We start from the raw sequence: 20,885 nt of genomic DNA, 5'->3' as shown, positions 1-20,885 counted from the left end.
ACCCCGCACCCGTGAACCCCGCACCCGTGAACCCCGCACCCGTGAACCCCGCACCCGTGAACCCCGCACCCGTGAACCCCGCACCCGTGAACCCCGCACCCGTGAACCCCACACCGGAGGGTACGGCTGTTGACACGGTGGGAGGTGCCGGACCCGTGGTGGTGGACGGCTTGGAGGACGGTGAGACCTACCAGACCCAGGTCGCCCCGTTCGGCAGTGGCACCGATCCCCTGTTCTCCGAGCAGAGCGTTCCCGTGACACCGGTCATCGAGGACGAGCGGGACACGCTGCACCACGACGCGGGCGTGCCGTCGGCAGCAGGAGGAGGCGCGAATGACCCACGCGCACCCGCGAGCGCCGCTGCACCTGCCGGGCGTGTCTTCGGTCCGCCGGCGACGATCACGATGGCCGCCCTGGCGAAGCACTTCTCCGCCAATCCTGGTGCCGGCCTCCTCACACTCACCACAGGGGCACTCGTGGTTGCCGGCGGCTTGCTGACCTACAAGCGGCGCCGCTTCCTGGCGACCGTGAGAGAAGTGCTGGCGGGCGAGGCGGGGACCGCTACGTAGACCTTCCTCACTGCGAGGAGCCGGCCGTCGGATCCACGATGACCGCCGTGGCCGGCTTCGGCCGCTCGACCGAAGAGCGGGCGCCTGCGCTAGTGGGCCGCGGTGAGGTCCTGCGCCGCTTCCTGGGTGGCGGCTGCGTCGGTGCCCAGCTATGGACTACGGTCGACGCCTCGCGGAACTACGGTCGACCCCTCGCGGTTCCTCAACGGTTGGGCCAAACGTAGTGGCCTCCTGGCGGGCGGCGGTAAGGCAACCGTCCGCTCAGGCGCCCGTCCGCTCAGGCGCTTACGTACGTTGCCAGATGACGTCCCGTGAGCGTCGGCCGTGCGGCCACGAGCTCTTCCGGTGTCCCCTCGAACACGACCTTTCCGCCGTCGTGGCCGGCGCCCGGACCGATGTCGATGATCCAGTCCGCGTGCGCCATGACCGCCTGGTGGTGCTCGATGACGATGACGGACTTGCCGGCGTCGACCAGCCGGTCCAGCAGTCCCAGCAGGTTCTCGACATCGGCGAGATGCAGGCCGGCCGTCGGTTCGTCCAGCACCAGCATGCCCCCCTTCTCGCCCATATGGGTGGCCAACTTGAGACGCTGGCGCTCACCGCCGGACAGCGTTGTCAGGGGTTGCCCGAGGCTCAAGTACCCGAGGCCGACGTCGGACAGCCTGCTGAGGATGGCATGTGCAGCAGGTACCTTCGCTTCGCCCACCGCGAAGAACCCGGTTGCTTCCGTGACCGGCATCGCCAGGACCTCGCTGATGTCCCTGCCTCCCAGCTTGTACTCGAGCACCTCGGCCATGAATCGCTTGCCACCGCAGACCTCGCAGGTGGTGGCCACGCCCGCCATCATGGCGAGGTCCGTGAAGATGACTCCGGCTCCGTTGCAGGTGGGGCATGCGCCCTCGGAGTTCGCGCTGAACAGAGCCGGTTTGACGCCGTTGACCTTGGCGAAGGCTTTGCGGATGGGCTCCAGCATGCCGGTGTAGGTTGCGGGGTTGCTGCGGCGCGAACCCTTGATGGCCGTCTGATCGACCGCGACCACGCCGTCCCTCCCCGACACCGAGCCGTGGATGAGCGAACTCTTCCCGGAACCCGCTACGCCCGTCACCACGCACAGCACGCCTAGCGGAATGTCGACGTCGACATCCTGCACGTTGTGCGAGGTGGCGCCCCTGACCTCCAGGACGCCCCGACGCGGGCGGACCGTCTTCTTGAGCATTGCACGGTCGTCGAGGTGTCGTCCGGTGACTGTTCCGCTGCCCCGGAGCCCCACCACCGTGCCCTCGAAACACACCGTTCCACCCGAGGTACCGGCTCCCGGACCGAGGTCGACGACGTGATCGGCAATGGCGATCATCTCCGGTTTGTGCTCGACCACCAGCACGGTGTTGCCCTTGTCGCGCAGGCGTAACAGCAGACCGTTCATGCGCTCGATGTCGTGCGGATGCAGGCCGATGGTCGGCTCGTCGAAGACGTAGGTGATGTCTGTCAGGGAGGACCCGAGGTGGCGGATCATCTTGGTCCGCTGCGATTCGCCGCCGGACAGGGTGCCCGAGGGGCGATCGAGGCTGAGGTATCCGAGACCGATCTCGACGAACGAGTCGAGGGTCTCCCCCAGCGCCTTCAGCAACGGTGCGACGGAGGGTTCGCTCAGCCCCCGCACCCAGGTGGCGAGATCGCTGATCTGCATCACGCACGCGTCGGCGATGCTGACACCGTCGATCCTCGATGACCGTGCAGCCTCGCTGAGCCGCGTCCCGTCACAGGCGGGGCAGGTGGTGAAGGTCACCGCCCGGTCCACGAAGGCCCGGATGTGCGGTTGCATCGACTCACGGTCCTTGGACAGCATCGACTTCTGGATCTTCGGCACCAGGCCCTCGTAGGTCAGGTTGATCGAGTCGATCCTGATCTTCGTCGGTTCCTTGTAGAGGAGGTCCTGCAACTCCCGCTTCGTGAACTGCCGGACGGGCTTGTCGGCGTCGAAGAAACCGCAGCCGCTGAAGATCCTGCCGTACCAGCCCTCCATGCTGTAGCCGGGGATGGTGATAGCCCCCGCGTTCAGCGACTTCGTCTCGTCATAGAGCTGCGTCAGGTCGATGTCGGTGACGGAACCCATACCCTCGCACCGCGGGCACATGCCGCCCGTGATGGTGAAACTGCGGCGCTCCTTGATGGTGGAGCCGCCGCGCTCGATCGTGACGGCACCGGCTCCGCTGATCGAGGCGACGTTGAAGGAAAAGGCCTGTGGAGACCCGATGTGCGGTTGTCCTAGGCGCGAGAACACGATCCTCAACATCGCGTTGACGTCGGTCGCCGTACCGACGGTGGATCTGGGATTTGCGCCCATGCGCTCCTGGTCCACGATGATCGCCGTCGTCAGTCCCTCGAGGACGTCCACATCGGGTCTGGCCAGGGTCGGCATGAAGCCCTGCAGGAAGGCACTGTAGGTCTCGTTGATCATGCGCTGCGACTCGGCGGCGATGGTGTTGAAGACGAGGGAGCTCTTGCCTGAGCCCGAGACACCGGTGAACACCGACAGTCGCCGTTTCGGGATGTCGATCGTGACATCCTTCAGGTTGTTTTCCCGCGCGCCCTGCACCCTGATCAGGTCATGGCTGTCCGCCGTGTGCTCCGCTGCCTGCTGGTCGTCCGCGGTTGCCGTGCTCATCCTGCCTCCATCCGCCGTGCTGCCGCTCGGCCATCGGATCCGGTATCCCGGACCGAGCCTCACCCCGAGGACCGGCACGTCTGATTGTCCTGCGCCACCGGCGAACCGGCAATGGCGCCGGGACCCGGACCTGTCCGGGATTGTGCTTATCTGGAGGCATGAGTGCCGATGCTCCAAGCAACCAGTTCCCGTCGCCGTCGCCTGTTACGTCGTCCTTCACCGCGCCCGGGGCGCTCGTCGCACACGTCGAGGCAGTCCTCGACGCAGAGCTCCCGCCGATCGTGGCGGCAGGCCATCCGGTCCTCCGCCATCCTGCACAGGACTTTGCGGGACAGCTCGACGACGAGCTCCTCGGCCGCCTGATCTCCACGATGCGGCGCGTCATGCACGCTGCCCCGGGCGTGGGTCTTGCTGCTCCGCAGATCGGTATCCCCCTGCGGATCGCCGTCCTCGAGGACCAGGGCGTCCAGGACGAGGCGATTGCGGCGGCCCGCTTGCGCACGCCCCTGCCCTTCACGGTGATCATCAATCCACGCTACGAAGCGGACGGGGACGCCGTCGACGCGTTCTACGAGGGCTGCCTCTCCGTGCCGGGCTACCAGGCCGTGGTCGAACGCCACCGCAGCATCAAGGCCACGTACCTGCAGCCGAACGGCATCACGGTGACAGCCGGCTTCGAGGGCTGGCCGGCGCGTATCGTCCAGCACGAGACGGACCACCTGAACGGGCAGCTCTATCTCGATCGGGCGATCCTCCGCTCACTCACTGCGAACGAGGAACACGGGCGGTGGGCCCAGCCGACCATCGACGAGGCACGGCGGGGCCTGGACTTCTGACCCGCTACGCCGATGATCGACCGGTGTCCCCACCGCTACTGCCTCCCTATCGGGCCGCGGGATCCGAGGAGTTGGCTGCCGTCGGGAGGTACTTCGCCCACCACCGGAGGATATGGTCGAACCGCTGCCTGCGATGCCAGGGCGAACCGGACCGCGAGAGCTCGTGGGTCTCACCCGGGAACACCAGCATCTCGGTTTCCACCCCCTGCTTCTTGAGGGCCGTGTAGTAGCGCTGAGCCTGCTCGATGGGGCAGCGCAGGTCCTCCTCGGAGTGGATCACGAACGCCGGCGTCCGCACGTTGCCGATCTTCGCGAACGGATTCTGGCTCTCGACGTGCGTCGGATCCGTCCCGGTGTACTGCTCCGAGAAGAACCAGCCGATGTCGGACGATCCCACGAACGACGGCGGATCAAGGTATCCGCGCTCGACGATCGCCGCCTGGAAGCGGTGGTCGTGCGCGATCGTCCAGGCCGTCAGGTAGCCGCCGTAGGACCCGCCCATCACTCCCAGTCGCTCGTCGTCCATCGCGTCGAACTCGGCGAGCGCGCCATCGAGGTACGCGAGGACGTCGTCGAGGTCCACCGTGCCCATCGCTTCCTTGATGACCCTGCCGTGCTCCTGGCCGTAGCCGGCCGCGCCGCGCGGGTTGCACAATAGCACCGCGTAGCCTGCGGCGGCGTAGACCTGGGCCTCGTCGAAGTAGCCCCACCCGTACTGGGCAAAGGGACCGCCGTGGATGACGAGCAGGACGGGGTGCGGTCCCTCACCCTCCGGCATGACGACCCAGCCGTGCACGGGCGTTCCGTCCGGCGCGGTATAGGTGCGCTCCTGCAGTTCCCCGATGCGCGTCTCCGTGCGCAGGGCGGCGGAGAAATCGGACAGCGTACGGACCGAACCGCCTTCGACGACGGCGACGTCACCCGACGTCGAGGGGTCGGTGATGGACACGATGACGGTGTTGCCCGCAGTGGCGGCGCCCGTCACGACGGTGGGACCGGAGACCAGGATCTCGATCTCGCCCACTGACGAGATCCGCAGCAGCTCACCCATACCCCTGGTGCGGTTGAACGCGAGCACCGAGTCGGGACCGCCCGCGATGAGTTCCTGCACATCGCCGAAGTCGACCGTCTCCGGGTCGGTCAGGCGCCGGAAGGCTTCCGGGTCGTTCGTCGGCAGGACGTACAGGGCCGTGTTGCGCGCGACGAAATCGAGTCCTGACGCCGAGAGGTCCGAGGCCAGGAAGAACACCGACGTGCCGTCGGCACTGGGACGCGCGGTACCGCAGCCGAGCAGGGTAGCCCCACCCAGGTTGGTCAGCTGCCGGGGGGTACCTCCGTCGAGGCCGATCGAGTGGATGTCCGACACGAGCGTCGAATCCGCGTCCTCCGCGAGTGCTGCGGTGAAGAAGATCTGCCGGCCGTCGGCCGAGAAGGCCGGGTCGAGGTGGTCGGCATCCGCTGTGGTCAGCTGGGTGGCGGATGGCACCGCCCCCTGCTGCTCGAGCGCGCCGGGCCCGTCGACGGGCTTCTTGCCGAGCCTGCCGACGGCCGTGATGTAGGGCTCGGCGTCGGGGTCGGGGATCGCTACGGTGAAGAGCTGCGATCGCTTGTCCGTCGTGTAACCGAGGCCATTCATCCGGTACTTGTACTGCGTGACGAGGCGTGGGTCCTCGAGGCCGGCGCTCACGCCGTCGACTGTTCCGTAGCGACCGTGCTCGGGAACGCGTGCCGTGAAGACGACGGTGGTGGAATCCGGAGAGATGTGGAACCGGCCGACGCCGAGTGGTTGGTCCGTCAGCTGAACCGGCTCGCCGCCCGCAGAGCGTACCGCGAAGAGCTGGGGCTTGCCTCCCGGTTCGGCGCGCAGGAACACGAGCAGTTCGCCGTCGGGCGAGTACTCGGGCGAGGTGTCGAGGAAGCCGCGGGTCAGCCGGCGTCGGCCGCCGTCGAGTGTGATCTCCCACAGCTGGCCGACATATTCGTCGGCGCGGAAATCGGGACGGGTGGCGGCGACGACCAGGCGGGAACCGTCCGGATGAAGGGTTGGCGCGCCCGTGGTGGTCAGGAGTTCGATCTGGTCTGGTTTCACCCTCCTGATCAGACCCGAAATAGTGGCCTGAGTCAACGGTGCAGGGCAGGAAGGACCGATCGATTCTCCCTAGGATGGGACGATGCCCGCCCTGCCCCACCGCATCCTCACCTGCCCCGTGTGCTCCGAGTACCTCCAGCAGGACGGCCGTACCCTCGCTTGTGCACGCGGGCATCGGTTCGACACAGCCCGTCAGGGCTATGTGAACCTGCTGACCGGCCGGGGATCACCGTTCGAGGGTGACTCGGCAGAGATGGTCGACGCGAGGGAGGACTTCCTCGGATCGGGCCATTACCTCCCGCTGCGTGATGCGGTGGTGGAGGCCGTCCTGCGCCGCTCTCCGCCGGCCGCCGTCGCCCTCGATGCAGGAGCAGGCACGGGCTACTACCTCGAGGGGCTGGCACGCGCTCTTCCCGGTGTGTTTCCCATTGCGCTCGACGTCTCGAAGGTCGCGCTTCGCCGCGCCGCCCGGCGGCTCCCCGAGGGGATCAGCATCGTCTGGGATGTGTGGCGTCCGCTTCCGCTCGCCGACGGAACCGTGGATATTGTCCTCAACGTCTTCGCACCGCGGAATCCGGCCGAATTCGTGCGTGTGCTCGCACCGGGCGGGTGTGTCGTCGTCGTGACGCCCAGGCCGGGCCACCTCGCAGGACTCCACGCGGTGGGTCCCCTGCTGTCCGTGCCGGCACAGAAGGCCGACGACGTCCTCGCTTCATTCGAGGGGAGCCTCGTCGAGGCGGACCGGGTGGAGCTCGACTACTCGATGTCCCTGCCGTACGGACTTGCCCGCTCTGCGCTCGTGATGGGGCCGGCGGCGCGGCATGCAGACGCTGACGGCGGCGGCGGCGGCGGCGGCCGGCCCGGGACCGAGGAGTCCGTCGTGCTCGATGTCGCGGCGCGCTTCACCGTCCAGGTGCTCGCACGGAGGTCCTGACCTCCGCCCTACGACACCGGACCTGTACACTTAGGTGTTTGCCCGGCCTCAGGAACATCCCGGGGGCAGGCGGTGTTATACAAAGGACTTCCCTCGCACCCGTGGGCGCGAGAGGTATCGCAGATGTCGGCAGGTACGAAGGACCGGCATCGGCGTCGAGAAACAGCGGCAACGACTCCTCGCCTCACGAGGGGCACGGTGACAAGGAGAACAACATGAGTGATCGCAGCCTGCGAGGCATGCGCCTCGGAGCGCAGTCGATGGAGACGGAATCCGGCGTCGAGCCTGCACCCCGTCAGAGGGTCGAATACCGCTGCGAGGACGGGGAGCGGGTCTTCGTAACCTTCTCGTCCGAGGCGGACATCCCTGCTACCTGGGTCTCCAAGACCGGCAAGGAAGCGCTCCTCGTCGACGGGGAGAAGCCCGACACCTCCAATGACAAGCCCGTCCGGACACACTGGGACATGCTCCTCGAGCGTCGCTCGGTCGAGGAACTCGAGCAGATCCTGCAGGATCGCCTGACGATCCTGCGCGAGCGCCGCGGAGAGCGCCGCTCCGCCTAGCATTATGAGCTGACATGGAAAAGGCACTCGCTGGTAGCGGGTGCCTTTTTCGTGGTTCGGGAACGGTCAGGGACGCCCGATCAGCTTGTTCCAGCGGGCTGCCAGACCCCAGCGGGTGACGTTGGCGATCGCTTCGAATACGATGTTGCCGCTCATCTTGGACGCCCCCAGTTCACGCTCCACGAAGGTGATGGGCACTTCGACGATGGTGAGGCCGAGTCTGGCTACCCGGAAGGTCATGTCGACCTGGAAACCGTATCCGACCGACGCGACGGCGGAAAGGTCGAGCGCCTCGAGGGTCGAGCGGCGGAAAGCCCGGAAGCCCGCGGTGACGTCGCGGACAGGCAGTCCCAGCAGGAGGCGCGAATACGTGCTGCCTGCGCGGGACAGGAGCTTCCTGTGCGCGGGCCAGTTCACGACGCTGCCGCCGCTCACCCACCGGCTCCCGATCACCAGGTCCGCGCGGTCCACGGCGTCGAGGAGGCTCTGCAGTTGCTCCGGCCTGTGGGAACCATCGGCGTCCATCTCGACCAGGACGTCGTAATCGCGCTCGAGTGCCCAGCGGAACCCCGCGATGTAGGCGGCGCCCAGGCCCGCCTTGCCGAGACGGTGCAGTACATGGACCTGATCGTCGGCTGCGGCAGCCCGATCGGCGAGCTCGCCGGTTCCATCGGGGCTGTTGTCATCGACGATGAGGACGTCCGACGCCGGTACTGCGGCACGCAGACGCGCGAGGGTCAGCGGGAGTGACTCGATCTCGTTGAAGGTGGGGATGATCGTGACGACTCGCACGCAGGTGGGCCTTTCCATCGATGATGCGCATCGCGCACGGACTGCTCCGCAGGCGGAGCCAGTTCGTAAGTATAGGCGACTGCCATGATCGCGCCGGAAGGATCCACCGAACCGGGTCCAGGGCAGATCCACACATCTTCGTACCGGTACCGACCCTGATGACGGCACTGTTCTCTATGATGCGTGGACCCGCCCCTGTGAGTGCCGGCTCCATCCGAGTGGCAACACGCGCCATTGAAGAAGGCCGATGCGTTGCGCTCGTAGAGACCGGCCAGGTTCCCTTCCGCAGAAGTTCTTCTAACCCGTAGGGCAAAAGCTTACGTGCTGTGGAGTACGTGTCAACGAAGCCCTGACCTGCGAAAACGTGCTTCGTTGCAGGTCAGACCATGGTCGCTCGCCCGCCGAAAAAACCTCGTGCAGGGTGCTTTCTGCTACTCGTTCTGAAAGCCGTCCGCCGCGTACAATCGCTTCCCGTCATGAACGGTCTCCAGGCACAGGGGTGCGTTCTCCGTGTCCAGGGCGGGAAGCAGCGGCGTACCTGCACGCGGATCCGTGCTCCAGGACTGGACCCGGTTGTCCGGCGTCTGGACCATGAGTTCGTCGACCTTCCAGACGGCGAACGACGCCGGAGTGCCCGGGGCGAGCTGACCCATCATCGGACTGCGGCCGGACAGCCGCCAACTGGCCCTGGTGTGTGCGATGAAGGCAGCCCTGGCCGAGATATTCTCCGATGCAGTGCTGTGCCGGAGGCAGGCACGGACCGAGGCCCAGGGGTCGAGGGGCGTCACAGGGCTGTCCGACCCGAGCGCCACCAGGACGCCCGCGGACAGGAACGAGGCGAAGCGATTCATTCCACCGCTACGCTCCCCCAGGCGCTGGTGGTACAGGCCCCCGTCCACGCCCCACAGGGCATCGAAGACGGGCTGGCCGCTCACCGCGACGCCGAAGTGGACAAGTGAGGCGATCGCGGCGTCATCGGCCAGCTCGACGTGCTCGAGGCGGTGACGCGCCCGTCGGACCTCCTCCACGCCGAGTTGCTGGGCGGTCCGCTCGAGACCGCGGAGGACGAGGTCGAGCCCGGCATCGCCGATGACGTGGAAGCCTGCCTGGACCCCCTCTTCGGTTGTCGCGAGCAGGTGCGCCGCGACCTCGTCGGCACTGAGGTAGAGCCTCCCCTGTGAGCCTGGATCGTCGCTGTAGGGCTCCCGCAGGGCTGCGGTCCGCGACCCGATCGATCCGTCGGCGTTGAGATCGCCGGCCAAGCCCGCAAGCCTTCCGCCGAACCCCCGCATCAGGTCGCGCACGCCGGCGCGGGAGGGGGTCAGCTCGGCCCAGTACGGGATCACTTCCGGCAACGGTAGCTCGTGGTCCGGCCCGTCGATGGACAGCAGCGTCTCGAGATCCTCTCGCGGGGCGATGTGAGGGGCCGCCATCTCCGTCAACGCGACATACCCGCGGGACGCCGCATGGAGGAGTGCAGCCTGCTGGTAGCTGCGGCGCTGGTCCACGGTCAGGCTGCGGGTAGCCTGCCGAGCCGCCTCGTGGGCCGCACGCACCACGAACCCGTCACTCCAGCCGTCGACGGCCGAGAGGCCCAGTCCGGCTGCCAGGGTGCCTGATACCACGGCCGAATGGATGTCTGCCCGCACGAGGTAGACGAGCGCGCCGTCGCCCGCCCGGTCCAGCTCGGCGGCGGTCGGCACGCGCTTCTCGGGCCACTGCGACTCGTCCCAGCCGAACCCGAGGATCGTCGAGGCCCCGGCTGCCGAGGCGGTGGACACCGCCTGGAGGAGCTCCTGCAGCGAGCGGCAGGAGGTGAGGTCGAGCGATCCGAGCGCGATGCCCGTCTCCGTCGTATGGGTGTGCGCATCGACGAACCCCGGGGTGATCAGCGCACCGTCGAGATCGACGGTACGGACGTCAGGCCCGGTCAGGTTCGCGGCTGCGTGCTCCGTTCCCACCCACGCCACCGTCCCGCCGTCGACGAGCATCGCCGTGGCGAAGGGATCGGCGGGGCTGTAGACGGAGCCGTTGCGGTAGAGGACGGGGAGGGGGCGCTGGGACATGGGCATGGCTATGCTGGAAGACTTTCTGTGGAGGAGGTCAGGACGTCGGCGGACCTGACCGGGAGAGGTACCTATTCACTGATGTTCGAGTATGCCACCACGCCCCGACGAACCAGCCTGATGGCCCGCACGCAGGTCGGCTGCAGTCCGCCGGGAAGGTCCGGTACCTTCGCCACCTGGTCGAGCAGGTCGATGACCTGTTTCGACCACCGCACGAAGTCACCGGCCGCGAGCTCCGTCCCGCTCAGGGCGGCCTGCAGGGACCGGCCCTGGGCCCACTTGAACATGGGCCAGACCAGCGAGAGCTCGGGCTCGCTCGTGACGGGCAGCCTGTGCTGCTCCTCGACGTCGTTCAGTTGGGACCACTGGCGGATGATGGTCTCGGCCGAACCCTCCAGCGATACGCTCGGCATCACCGGACGCACCCCTCGCTCCTCCCGCTTGGCCTGATACACCAGCACGGTGGTGATGGCCGCGAGCTCCGCGGCATCGAGGTCGTCGAAGGCACCTGCCTCGATGCACAGGGCGATCAGCAGATCCTTCTCCCCGTAGATACGCCGGAGCTTCTGTCCGGTGGCGCTCACCATGACGGTGTCGCCGGTGTACTCCAGGTAGCCGTAGTGACCGAGGACCTCCGAGACGCGGTCGAACGTCTTCGCGATCGTGTTGGTGCGGCCGCGGATCTGACCGGCGAGCTTGTCCGTCTCACGGCGCAGCTTCCACCATCGTTCAGCCCAGCGGGCGTGCTGCTCCCGCTCGCTGCAGCCGTGGCACGGATGGGCCCGCAGGCGACGACGGAGTTCGGTGATGGCTCGCTCCTCCGCTGCGGCCGATGCCGAGTGCCCGGCCGCGACACGGTCCGCCCCCTGTCGCGGCGGTCTCTTGTCCTGGAGCGCGTTCCGGAGCGATGACGTCAGGTCGCGCCGATCCTTCGGGCTCCACGCACTGAAATGCTTCGGGATGCGGATCCGGGAGAGGACCTCCACCGGTCCGTCGAGGTCCTGGACGCCGACGCGACGGATCTGCGTCTCGAGGGTCAGCACGGTCGGTCGAGGCTCCCGGGAGGTGTCGCTGTCCAGCACGACGGCGAAACCCTGTGTACGGCCGCCGGGTACGTCGATGACGTCTCCCGGCCGCAGCGATTCGAGGGATGACTCAGCAGCAGACCGCAGGGTACGGGACCTGTCGCGTGAGGCGCTCGATTCGAGCTCCGACAACTCCCGCCGCAGGTTCGCATACTCGCGGAAGTCGCCGAGGTGGCACGTCATCGACTTCTCGTAACCCTTCAGGGACTCCTCGCGGCTACGGACCTGCTTCGCCAGGCCGACGACGGACCGGTCGGCCTGGAACTGGGCGAAGGACGTCTCGAGGATCTCCCGCGACCGCTCCTGGCCGAACTGCGCCATGAGGTTGATACTCATGTTGTAGGTGGGACGGAAGCTCGAGTTCAGGGGGTAGGTGCGGCGCGAAGCAAGTCCCGCGACGGCGCCGGGGTCCGTTCCGGGCTGCCACAGCACGACGGCATGGCCCTCGACGTCGATCCCTCGACGTCCCGCGCGGCCCGTGAGCTGCGTGTACTCCCCCGCCGTGACATTCACGTGGGCCTCGCCATTGAACTTGTCGAGCTTCTCGAGCACGACGGTCCGCGCCGGCATGTTCACGCCGAGCGCGAGGGTCTCCGTCGCGAAGACGGCCTTGACCAGACCGGCGGCGAACAGGCGCTCGACGATCTCCTTGAAGGTCGGAAGCATACCGGCGTGATGAGCCGTGAAGCCCCGGATGAGCCCTTCGCGCCAGGTCCAGAACCCGAGGATCTCGAGATCGTCCCGCGGGATGTCCGTCGTGGCGGAGTCGATGGTCTCGCTGATCTCGTCGCGTTCGTCCTCCGTGGTGAGCCACCGGCCTGCGTTCAGGCACTGAGTCACGGCGGCCTCGCAGCCCGCCCGGGAGAAGATGAACGTGATCGCCGGCAGGAGGTCCGCCCGATCCAGCGCGCTGATCACCTGGGGCCTCGTGGCCCTCCGAACGGCAGTCTGCTGTGGCGGGCCGCCCCGCCCGTTCCGTGACTTCCCGCGCCGCCCGCCGTCGCCCCAGTTCGCTCGCTGGTTGAGCCGGATCTCGTTGCTCGCGAGGTCGAGCAGTTCGGGATTCACCTCGTACTGATCCCGTGCTCCAACCTCGGATCCGGCCGGCGCGGCTTCGTCGAAGGCGATATCACCCGCGAACAGGTCGATCAGGCTGTGTCCGACCATGACGTGCTGCCAGAGCGGCACCGGTCGGTGTTCGGACACGACGACGTCCGTATCTCCGCGGACGGTATCGAGCCAGGCCCCGAACTCCTCGGCGTTGGACACCGTTGCGCTGAGGGACACCAGCTTGACCTCGGTGGGGAGGTGGATGATCACCTCTTCCCACACAGCACCACGGAAGCGGTCAGCGAGGTAGTGGACCTCGTCCATGACCACGTAGCCGAGATTGTCGAGGGCATCGGAATTGGCGTAGAGCATGTTCCGCAGTACCTCGGTGGTCATCACGATGACGTCCGCGTCGGGGTTGATGCTCGTGTCACCCGTCAACAGCCCCACGCGGTCGTTGCCGTGCACGGCCGCGAGTTCCGAGTACTTCTGGTTGCTGAGGGCTTTGATCGGCGTGGTGTAGAAGGCCTTGAGTCCGCGCTGCAACGCCATGAAGACGGCGAACTCGCCGACGACGGTCTTGCCCGCTCCGGTCGGCGCCGCGACGAGTACGCCCCGTCCCGCCTCGAGCGCGGTGCAGGCCTCCCGCTGGAATGGATCGAGCTCGAAGTCCAGCGTTCGCTCGAAGTGGGACAGCTGGGTCCGTGAGTGTTCCGTGCGGGCTTTTGCAGCTGCGTATCTCTCCGCGGGGGTGCTCATCTTTCCACCCTAGACGTTCGGTGGGATAGGGCGCCCCGTATACGCGCAGAGCGTGCGGCGGTGGATCATCCTTGCGGGAGGAGTGCCCACCGTGTCTTCGGACAGGGCGTCTAGAGGCTGTCGAGGGGTGTTGCGGTGTCGACCGTCGCTTCGACCTCCGCCTCGCGTGCAGCGGCGCGCCGGGCCCGGCGTTTGTCGTTGAGCAGGCAGAGCCCGATGGCGACGAAGAACAGCAGCAGCAGCGGCACTGCGAGGTAGAACATGCTCAACGCGTCACCACCCGGAGCGGCCATCGCCGCGAACAGGCACACGAGGAACACGGTGATCCGCCATGCCTTCAGGATCTGCCTGCCGGACACCAGTCCCACCGCATTGAGCCCGAACAAAATTACGGGGAGCAGGAACGCGACCCCGAACGCCAGCATCAGGCGCAGGACGAAGGCGAAGTACACGGAAACACTGATGAGGTTGGAGAATTCGTCGGGTGTGAAGTCGGTCAGCACCCTCACCGCATTCGGCAGGATCAGCCACGCGAGGTAGATGCCCATCAGGAACAGCGGGACGGCGACGGCGATGAAACCCAGAGCGATGCGGCGTTCCTTGGTCTTCAGCCCCGGAGTGATGAACGCCCACAGCTGGTACAGCCAGACCGGACTCGAGATCACCACGCCCAGGAAGATCGCGACCTGGATCATCAGGTCGAACGGGGATGCCGCGGTGTCGAAGTTCAGGGAGGCGGTCCGGCCCTCCTGGTCGTTGATCGCGACGATCGGAGCGCCGAGCGCCTTCAGGACCGGGTCATAGAGGAAGAAGCCGCCCACGGTTGCGGCGAGGACGGCGATAGCGGACTTGAAAAGGCGGTTCCGCGCCTCGCGCAGGTGCTCCTTCAGGGCCATCCGCCCCTCGGGGTTACCCTTCCTGCGCGCACGGACCTTCGCGGGTGTCACGGGAGAGTGCTCCGCCTACAGCTTGGTGTTCGAGGTGCCGCTCTGCTGGGACGGTCCCGCCTGGGTATGCCCCTCTGAGCGCCCATCGGGGTGCCCGTCGACGCTCCCCTTGCCCTGGTAGTGCGGGGGCTCTTGTCCGGGGTGCTGCCTGGGCGTCTGGAACGTGGGGTCGTACGTCGATGGCGCGGGGTTGTTGACCACCCTGCCCTCGACGGGAGCCGTATCGGACTCGGCGGTGTTGTTCTCGTCCTTCATCTGCTTCACCTCGGACTTGAAGATCCGCAGGGACTGACCGACGCTGCGGGCCAGGCCCGGGAGTTTCGGCGCTCCGAACAGAACGATCGCAAGAACGATGATGATGACGATGTGCCAGCCTTCGAGCCTCATGCCCAATTCCTCTCGTTGATCCCCACCACAGTTTAGGTCACAGGTGGGGCATGTCCTGCAGGAGCTGCGGCTGTCCGCGCAGTACGCGCTTCCTGACCCGCCTGCTGCGACGATCGTCCAACCGACCCGTTTTCGCCTGCTCCCGGGCTGCCCGGACATCCTTGGGGGCGGAGAACACGGCCGGTACGGCGATTCCTGGCACTCCCAGGGCTGACGTCGTGACGCCGTCGTCGGGCGGTACGTTCATCTCGAGCCGGTCCATGGCTTCCCCGAATTCACCCAGCGTTCGCATCCCGCGTCGGAAGACGCGGAAGCCGACCGCCACGAGGAAGATCACGCTGACGGCCACCAGCGCAACCCACAGCACGATCCACATCCACCACAGCATGGCTTCAGTCTAGGCCAGTGCCTGATGGGCGCGGGCTGCTTCCAGCCATCGGAGGGTCTCATCGCGCAATTCCTCCGGGGCGACGACGGCGGCCAGCCCTCCGAGTCCCGCGACCAGGCCGGGAATCCATGAGCTCGATGCCACCCTCAGACGCGCGGCGAGGCGGTCCTCACCCAACTCCAGGATGGCGTCGGCGTTGTACTGGGTCGCGATCCAGCGGGCCCTGGGTTCCAGGACGAGCGTCACTGTGTGGTCCTCCGCCCCGGAGCGATAGGGGGACACGGTCCGCCTGTCGCGGGTGAGGGACTCCTCGTCCACACTGGCCGTTGCGGGCTGGTCGGTCAGGGCCGCGCTCTGGATGCGGTCGAGGCGGAAGTTCCGCAGGCCGTCGGAGTCCACGCTCCACGCTTCGAGGTACCAGGTGTCCTGGTGAAGGAAGATCCGGATGGGCTCGAGCAGGCGGTGCGTGATCTCGTCACGCGTCGGCACGAAGTAGTCCACCTCCACCCGTACGCCCGACTGGAGGGCGGCCTGCAGCACCTCGAGGGTCGGATCGATGTCGTCCTCCGTGAGCTTGGTGGCGACAGCCGTGCCGATGTGGGCGGCGTCGCCTGCGGCGGCGGTCAGTTTGGTCTGGGCGCTGACGATCGCCTCGTTGTTGCGCATGCCGGGCAGCTCGCGCAGTGCCTGCAGTCCGACGATCAGGGAGCATGCTTCGTCCATGCTCAGCTTCACGGGTTCCGCGAGGTCGCGCGCGTTGGTGAGGTAGATCCTGCCGTCCTCGATGTTCACGTCCATGAGGCCGTCCGGGTAGTGCCGCGGTCCGCTGACGAAGAGCAGGTCGAGGTCCTTAGTGAGCTGATTCTCGGAGACGTCGAACCTCCTGGCGGTCTCCCCTATCTCGGACCCCGGGTGGGCGAGGAGGTAGGGCACCAGGTCGAGGAGGCGAAGCAGGTGGTCCTGCGACGAGGACTTCCGCCTGGGAGCCGGACGAACCCCCTCGGTCATCTCAAGGTCCTCGGGCGCGGCGAGAGCGGCGTCGTAGGCGCTCCCGAGCAGGCGCGACACCTCGACGGCCAACTCCTGTGGTTCCTCGATTCTGGCATTGACGCCCAGCCCGGCGATGATGGCCGCCATGGGGCTGGATGCCGCGTAGGGCACGCGGAGGATGTCCCACTCCTCCCCGGTCTGCAGGACCTCGGCATCCTTGCGGACGCGCAGCACCTGGCAGGATCCGGGCCGGACGGCGACGACGGCTGTCCGGTCGGGCTCGCTGCGCGATAGTGAGGAGAGCGTCTGGTTCATGTCGAAGGAGGCTGGGACGTCGAACGTCCCCTTCAGCAGGACCGGCTCTCCGGTCATGCGGGACAGGCGGAAGAAGCGTTCGGCCCTGCGTGTGGTGTCGTAGCCCACCACATACCAGTGGCCGAACCTCGCTCCCATGCCCCAGGGGTGCACCGTGCGGACTTCCTCGCGCCCGGTGCTTGCAGCCCGGTACGGGAAGCGGATGGGGGCTCGGGAGGTCAGGGCCAGCCAGACGACGTCCCAGTAGGGGGCGTCGGTGGTGATGCGCGGCTGGATGAGCGGAGTCAGCGCGGTACCGCCGTCGACGCTGCGGGAGCTCAGCTTCCTGAGGGCGCGCGACGCGGCGGAGTCGAGCGATCCCTGGTCCCATACTCCGGCGGCCAGGTTGAGGACGGCGTACTCCTCCGGAAGGAAGGTCACTCCGCCGAGCCGGTAGTCCTCGGCGTTGATGCGGTAGCGCTGCACCGTGTTGTCGTTGTCGAAGAGGGTGTCCTCGCTGAATGATTCCAGGGGGATGCCCTGCTCGCGGAGTGCGGCCTTGTCCCGGTCGAAGAGTTTCTCGCGTGCAGCGACCGACGTCGCCTCCCGATAGAGATCGATCTCCTGGAACAATTCCTCCTTCGTGAACCCACGCCGGCTCGAGAGCAGCATGATCACAAGTGTGAGGAGGCGTTCGGTACGTTTTGCGGACACGGTGAAACCCTACCTTCGGGGAAGCGGCGGAAGGGACGCACGCCAACCTGGGTTGACCTGCGTCCCTTCCGGACGGAGCTGCGGTATTACTGGGCCGGGACGGCCGGCCCGTGGTGTTAGCGGACCGCCAGGAGGTCCACGACGAAGATCAGTGCCTCGTTGGGACCGATTGCCGAACCGGCCCCGCTCGGACCGTAGGCGAGGTGGGACGGGATCTCGAGCCGACGGCGACCGCCGACCTTCATGCCGAGGAGCCCCTGGTCCCAACCCTGGATGACCTGGCCCACGCCGACCTTGAAGTCGAGCGGCGCACCGCGGTTCCACGAGGCGTCGAACTCCTCACCCGTCGAGAACGCGACGCCCACATAGTGGGTGGACACGGTGTTGCCGGGCTTCGCCTCGTCGCCCTTCCCTTCGATGATGTCTTCGATCACGAGGTCGGCGGGGACGTCGTGGGAGGGGAAGTCGATCTCCGGCTTCTGCCGGTCGAAGTCGCGCTGTCCGAAGGACATGGATTCCTTTCCTGGAGCTGTGGGTTGCGGAGAGCGCAGGACTACTGCGCCGCTTCCTTGCTGACGATCTCGACGTAGAACACGAGCGTGCCGGAGGGCTGGCCCTCCTGGGCGTTGGGGTAGGCCCAGGGCTCAGGGATGACGAGCATGACCTTCGAGCCGACCTTCTGTCCGGCCAGGCCCTTCGTCCAGCCGGTGATGACACCGTTCAGCGGGAAGGAGGCTGCTTCGCCGCGGTCGAAGCTCGAGTCGAACTTCTCGCCGTCCGCGTAGGTCCAGCCGGTGTAGTTCGCGGAGATGGTATCGGCGTCCGTCAGGACTTCACCGTCGCCCTCCTCGAGCACCTTGACGACCAGATCGTCCGCGGGCTCGTTCTCGGGGATCTTAACCGCAGGAGCGCCATCGTCTCCGAAGGTGAACGTCGGCAGTTGGCCCTCGTCGTCGAGCTTCTTGACGTCCTCGGGCGAGAGGACCTCGGGCTCGGGCGGAGGCTGCTCGGCGGAGATGACCTTGAGGACGATCAGCTGCTCCGGCGTCGCGCTCTGCCCCTCGGCGGGCTCAGGCGCAGGGCGGGTATAGGCGACCTGCGCGCCGATCTTCGTTCCGACCAGGACCTCGTAGAGTTCGGCGTCCTGCTCCTTGAGCGTGTCGTCGACCGGCAGGACCTGGGGGTCGCCCTGACTGTAGGTCTCGCCGAGGATCTCGCCGTCCGTGGCATTGAGTGCGACCAGCTTGTAACGGATCTGCTCCCCGGCCTCGACGGCGTCGCCATCGCCTTCCGTAACGGTCTTCGCCGCTACGCCGCTGATGTCGAGGGGTGATTCGAATTCGACCTTCGGCGCTTCCTCGTCCGACCCGCCGCTCACCTTGATCGTGTCGAAGACCTCGGCGGCGCCCGCCGAATTTCCCGTCGTCGTGCCGCCACAGGCCGTGACCACCATCAGCAGCGGAAGGAGGGTTGCTAGTACTTTTCGCACAGAACTACTTTCAGATTGATGTCCAGTTCAGGCTGCCTGCAGAACAAAGGGCCCTGACAAGCCTAACGGCTCCGGCTGTGCAGTTTCTCCTTGAAAAGCCCTGGCAGCCCGCTTCCCGGGACCACGCGGTGCCCGATACCGGCCGTGCGACACGTCACAACTGCTGAAGGAGTGCCTCCACCCGCTCGTCGACGGAGGTGAAAGGGTCCTTGCAGAGGATGGTCTGCTGTGCCCTGTCATTGAGCTTGAGGTGTACCCAGTCGACCGTGTAGTCGCGGTTCGCCTCCTTGGCCCGGCGGACGAATTCGCCACGCAGCCGGGCGCGGGTGGTCTGCGGCGGGTGGTCCACCGCCTCCTTGACGGCGGTGTCATCGACGACCCGCGCGGCCTCCCCCCGCGCCTGCAGCAGGAAGAACAGGCCGCGGGACCGCGAGATGTCGTGGTACGTCAGGTCCAGCTGTGCTGCCCTGGCCGAGTCGAGATCGCCTCCGGAACGAGCGAGGTACCGGTCGATGAGTTTCTTCTTGATCGCCCAGTCGATCTCCGTGTCGATCGCTGAGGTATTGCCCGTCTCGACCGCATCCAGAACCCGCTCCCACAGGTCGAGGATGGTGGGTACGTGGTCATTGTGCGCACCGTGCTCGCCGACGAACGCCGTCATTCGCGCCAGGTATTCGCGCTGCATCTCGAGTGCCGTCATCTGCCGGCCGTTGGCGAGCTTCAGGAGCTGGCGGCCCGTGAGGTCGTGCGAGATCTCACGGATGCTGCGGATGGGATTCTCCAGCCGGAAGTCCCGCATCAGCTCACCGGCCTCGACCATGCGCAGCAGCAGGTCCACGGAACCGATCTTCAGCAGCGTGGTGGTCTCGGACATGTTCGAATCACCGGCGATGACGTGCAACCGGCGGTAGTGCTCCGCGTCCGCGTGCGGCTCGTCCCTCGTATTGATGATCGGTCGGGAACGGGTGGTGGCCGAGGAAATGCCCTCCCACAGGTGGTCAGCCCGCTGCGAGAAGGCGTAGAGGGAACCCGTCTGCGTCTTCAGAACCTTGCCGGCGCCGACCAGGAGCTGCCGCGTGACGAGGAAGGGGATGAGGATGTCGGCGAGCCGGGCGAACTCGAGCTTGCGGGGAATGAGGTAGTTCTCATGGCTTCCGTAGGAGTTGCCCGCGGAGTCCGTGTTGTTCTTGAAAAGATAGATCTGGCCGTCGTACCCCTCATGGGCCAGCTTGCGCTGTGCCTCCGCCACGAGATCCTCGAGGATCAGTTCTCCCGCGCGATCGTGAGCGACCAGCTGCGCGAGATCATCACACTCGGCTGTGGCGTACTCCGGGTGTGATCCGACGTCGAGATAGAGGCGCGAGCCGTTGGTCAGGAAGACGTTGGAGGACCTCCCCCAGCTGACGACCTTGCGGAAGAGGTAGCGCGCTACTTCTTCCGGTGAGAGCGGCCGTGACGTCGGCCCCGAGTAGGAGATGCCGAACTCGGTCTCGACTCCGTAGATGCGACGGTCCATCAGGTGTCCTGTCCATGCTGCAGCAGATTCTCGAGTTCCGGACCGCCGATGCGCCGGAAAGCGCGGCGGCTTCCGCGCAGGGTGTCCGGATCCCGTTCGAGGAAGGCGACCTCGATCAGCGACGGATCCAGCGCAGGCGGAACGTGGTGCTCCGCGTCGGCCGGCACAGCGGTACCCGCGCCTTCGCGTCTCAGGGATTGCGCTGCCGCGCGGACGGCCTCCGGGAGCGAGAGGTCGGCGGACCAGGAGTTGCGCAGGGCATCCACGACGGAGTCGGCGGCTCCGCCCATGACCACGAAGCCCGGCTCGTCGGCGATGGAACCGTCGAACGTCAGGCGGTACAGGTGGTCCGTGTCCTGGCTATGGCCGACCTCGGCGACCACGAGCTCCACCTCGAACGGCTTGCTCTCGGCGGTGAAGACGGCTCCGAGGCTCTGGGCGTAGACGCTGGCCAGCCCTCGCGCGGTCACGTCCTCGCGCGCGTAGGAGTATCCCCGGACGTCGGCGTACCGCACGCCTGCCTGCCTGAGGCTCTCGAACTCGTTGTACTTCCCCACCGCAGCGAAGGCGATGCGGTCGTAGATCTCGCCCAGCTTGTGCAGCGAGGGAGAAGGATTTTCGGCGACGAGCGCTATGCCGTCCCGGCAGCTCATCACGACCACCGATCGGCCCCGGCCGATGCCCTTCCGCGCGAAGTCCGCGCGGTCCTTCATCAGCTGCTCGGGCGAGACGTAGAACTGCTGTGTCATGAC

16 protein-coding genes and 1 pseudogene are annotated in these 20,885 nt (G+C 66.9%); 4 read left to right on the top strand and 13 right to left on the bottom strand.

The genetic code is table 11. From position 1 onward, the window contains the following. Positions 1–569: pseudogene (locus RCH21_RS15465) on the top strand (hypothetical protein); the annotation flags it as partial. Positions 570–846: 277 nt separating this feature from the next. On the opposite strand, the gene RCH21_RS15460 reads toward RCH21_RS15465, so the two are convergent. Then, a complete protein-coding gene (locus tag RCH21_RS15460; protein ID WP_326965128.1) occupies positions 847–3,234 on the bottom strand; it encodes an excinuclease ABC subunit UvrA in 2,388 nt (795 codons plus the stop codon). A 158-nt stretch (positions 3,235–3,392) separates the two neighbouring features. Between RCH21_RS15460 and RCH21_RS15455 the strand changes: the two genes are divergently transcribed. Beyond that, on the top strand, positions 3,393–4,070 hold the full coding sequence (locus tag RCH21_RS15455) for a peptide deformylase (protein WP_326965127.1): 678 nt from the start codon (positions 3,393–3,395) through the stop codon (positions 4,068–4,070). Positions 4,071–4,116: 46 nt separating this feature from the next. Here RCH21_RS15455 and RCH21_RS15450 read toward each other — a convergent pair whose 3' ends face one another. Continuing rightward, entirely contained in the window at positions 4,117–6,159 is a 2,043-nt protein-coding gene (locus tag RCH21_RS15450) for a S9 family peptidase (RefSeq protein ID WP_326965126.1), read from the bottom strand. Between the two features lie 82 nt (positions 6,160–6,241). Between RCH21_RS15450 and RCH21_RS15445 the strand changes: the two genes are divergently transcribed. Then, positions 6,242–7,093: a putative RNA methyltransferase gene (locus RCH21_RS15445; protein WP_326965125.1), complete on the top strand. Its 852-nt coding sequence runs from the start codon at positions 6,242–6,244 to the stop codon at positions 7,091–7,093. Between the two features lie 215 nt (positions 7,094–7,308). Beyond that, positions 7,309–7,656, top strand: a complete 348-nt coding sequence (locus RCH21_RS15440) for an RNA polymerase-binding protein RbpA (protein ID WP_043445375.1) — start codon at positions 7,309–7,311, stop codon at positions 7,654–7,656. 66 nt (positions 7,657–7,722) lie between these two features. Here the strand turns inward: RCH21_RS15440 and RCH21_RS15435 are convergent, their stop codons facing one another. The 11 genes from RCH21_RS15435 to prcA all read right to left on the bottom strand — a co-directional run bounded on the left by RCH21_RS15435 (position 7,723) and on the right by prcA (position 20,882). Beyond that, the gene (locus tag RCH21_RS15435; RefSeq protein WP_120150078.1) at positions 7,723–8,448 is read right to left on the bottom strand and encodes a polyprenol monophosphomannose synthase; all 726 of its coding nucleotides are present in this window, start codon (positions 8,446–8,448) and stop codon (positions 7,723–7,725) included. Positions 8,449–8,879: 431 nt separating this feature from the next. Then, the gene (locus tag RCH21_RS15430; RefSeq protein WP_326965124.1) at positions 8,880–10,514 is read right to left on the bottom strand and encodes an amidohydrolase; all 1,635 of its coding nucleotides are present in this window, start codon (positions 10,512–10,514) and stop codon (positions 8,880–8,882) included. A gap of 71 nt (positions 10,515–10,585) precedes the next feature. Next, positions 10,586–13,408 carry a DEAD/DEAH box helicase gene (locus RCH21_RS15425; protein WP_326965123.1) on the bottom strand — a complete coding sequence of 941 codons (2,823 nt, stop codon included), beginning with the start codon at positions 13,406–13,408 and terminating at the stop codon, positions 10,586–10,588. A 110-nt stretch (positions 13,409–13,518) separates the two neighbouring features. Beyond that, positions 13,519–14,304, bottom strand: coding sequence for a twin-arginine translocase subunit TatC (tatC, locus tag RCH21_RS15420; RefSeq protein WP_120150081.1), 786 nt, complete (start codon positions 14,302–14,304; stop codon positions 13,519–13,521). A gap of 66 nt (positions 14,305–14,370) precedes the next feature. Then, the gene (tatA, locus tag RCH21_RS15415) at positions 14,371–14,742 is read right to left on the bottom strand and encodes a Sec-independent protein translocase subunit TatA (protein ID WP_326965122.1); all 372 of its coding nucleotides are present in this window, start codon (positions 14,740–14,742) and stop codon (positions 14,371–14,373) included. A gap of 37 nt (positions 14,743–14,779) precedes the next feature. Then, positions 14,780–15,130, bottom strand: a complete 351-nt coding sequence (locus tag RCH21_RS15410) for a hypothetical protein (protein ID WP_326965121.1) — start codon at positions 15,128–15,130, stop codon at positions 14,780–14,782. Positions 15,131–15,139: 9 nt separating this feature from the next. Further along, complete coding sequence (locus RCH21_RS15405; protein WP_326965120.1) at positions 15,140–17,128, bottom strand: helix-turn-helix transcriptional regulator; 1,989 nt, start codon at positions 17,126–17,128, stop codon at positions 15,140–15,142. Between the two features lie 116 nt (positions 17,129–17,244). Further along, positions 17,245–17,640 (bottom strand): FKBP-type peptidyl-prolyl cis-trans isomerase, encoded by a 396-nt coding sequence (locus RCH21_RS15400; protein WP_120150085.1) that lies wholly within the window; start codon positions 17,638–17,640, stop codon positions 17,245–17,247. A 41-nt stretch (positions 17,641–17,681) separates the two neighbouring features. After that, positions 17,682–18,617, bottom strand: a complete 936-nt coding sequence (locus RCH21_RS15395) for an FKBP-type peptidyl-prolyl cis-trans isomerase (protein WP_147394412.1) — start codon at positions 18,615–18,617, stop codon at positions 17,682–17,684. Between the two features lie 154 nt (positions 18,618–18,771). Continuing rightward, on the bottom strand, positions 18,772–20,133 hold the full coding sequence (gene pafA, locus RCH21_RS15390; protein ID WP_326965119.1) for a Pup--protein ligase: 1,362 nt from the start codon (positions 20,131–20,133) through the stop codon (positions 18,772–18,774). Further along, a complete protein-coding gene (prcA, locus tag RCH21_RS15385) occupies positions 20,133–20,882 on the bottom strand; it encodes a proteasome subunit alpha (protein WP_326965118.1) in 750 nt (249 codons plus the stop codon). Before prcA ends, pafA begins: the two co-directional genes overlap by 1 nt. Positions 20,883–20,885 lie beyond the last annotated feature (3 nt).

It is taken from the genome of Arthrobacter sp. PL16 (genome assembly GCF_035985055.1).
Classification (GTDB): domain Bacteria; phylum Actinomycetota; class Actinomycetes; order Actinomycetales; family Micrococcaceae; genus Arthrobacter_D; species Arthrobacter_D cheniae.
This window is presented reverse-complemented; position numbering and strand designations above follow the sequence as displayed.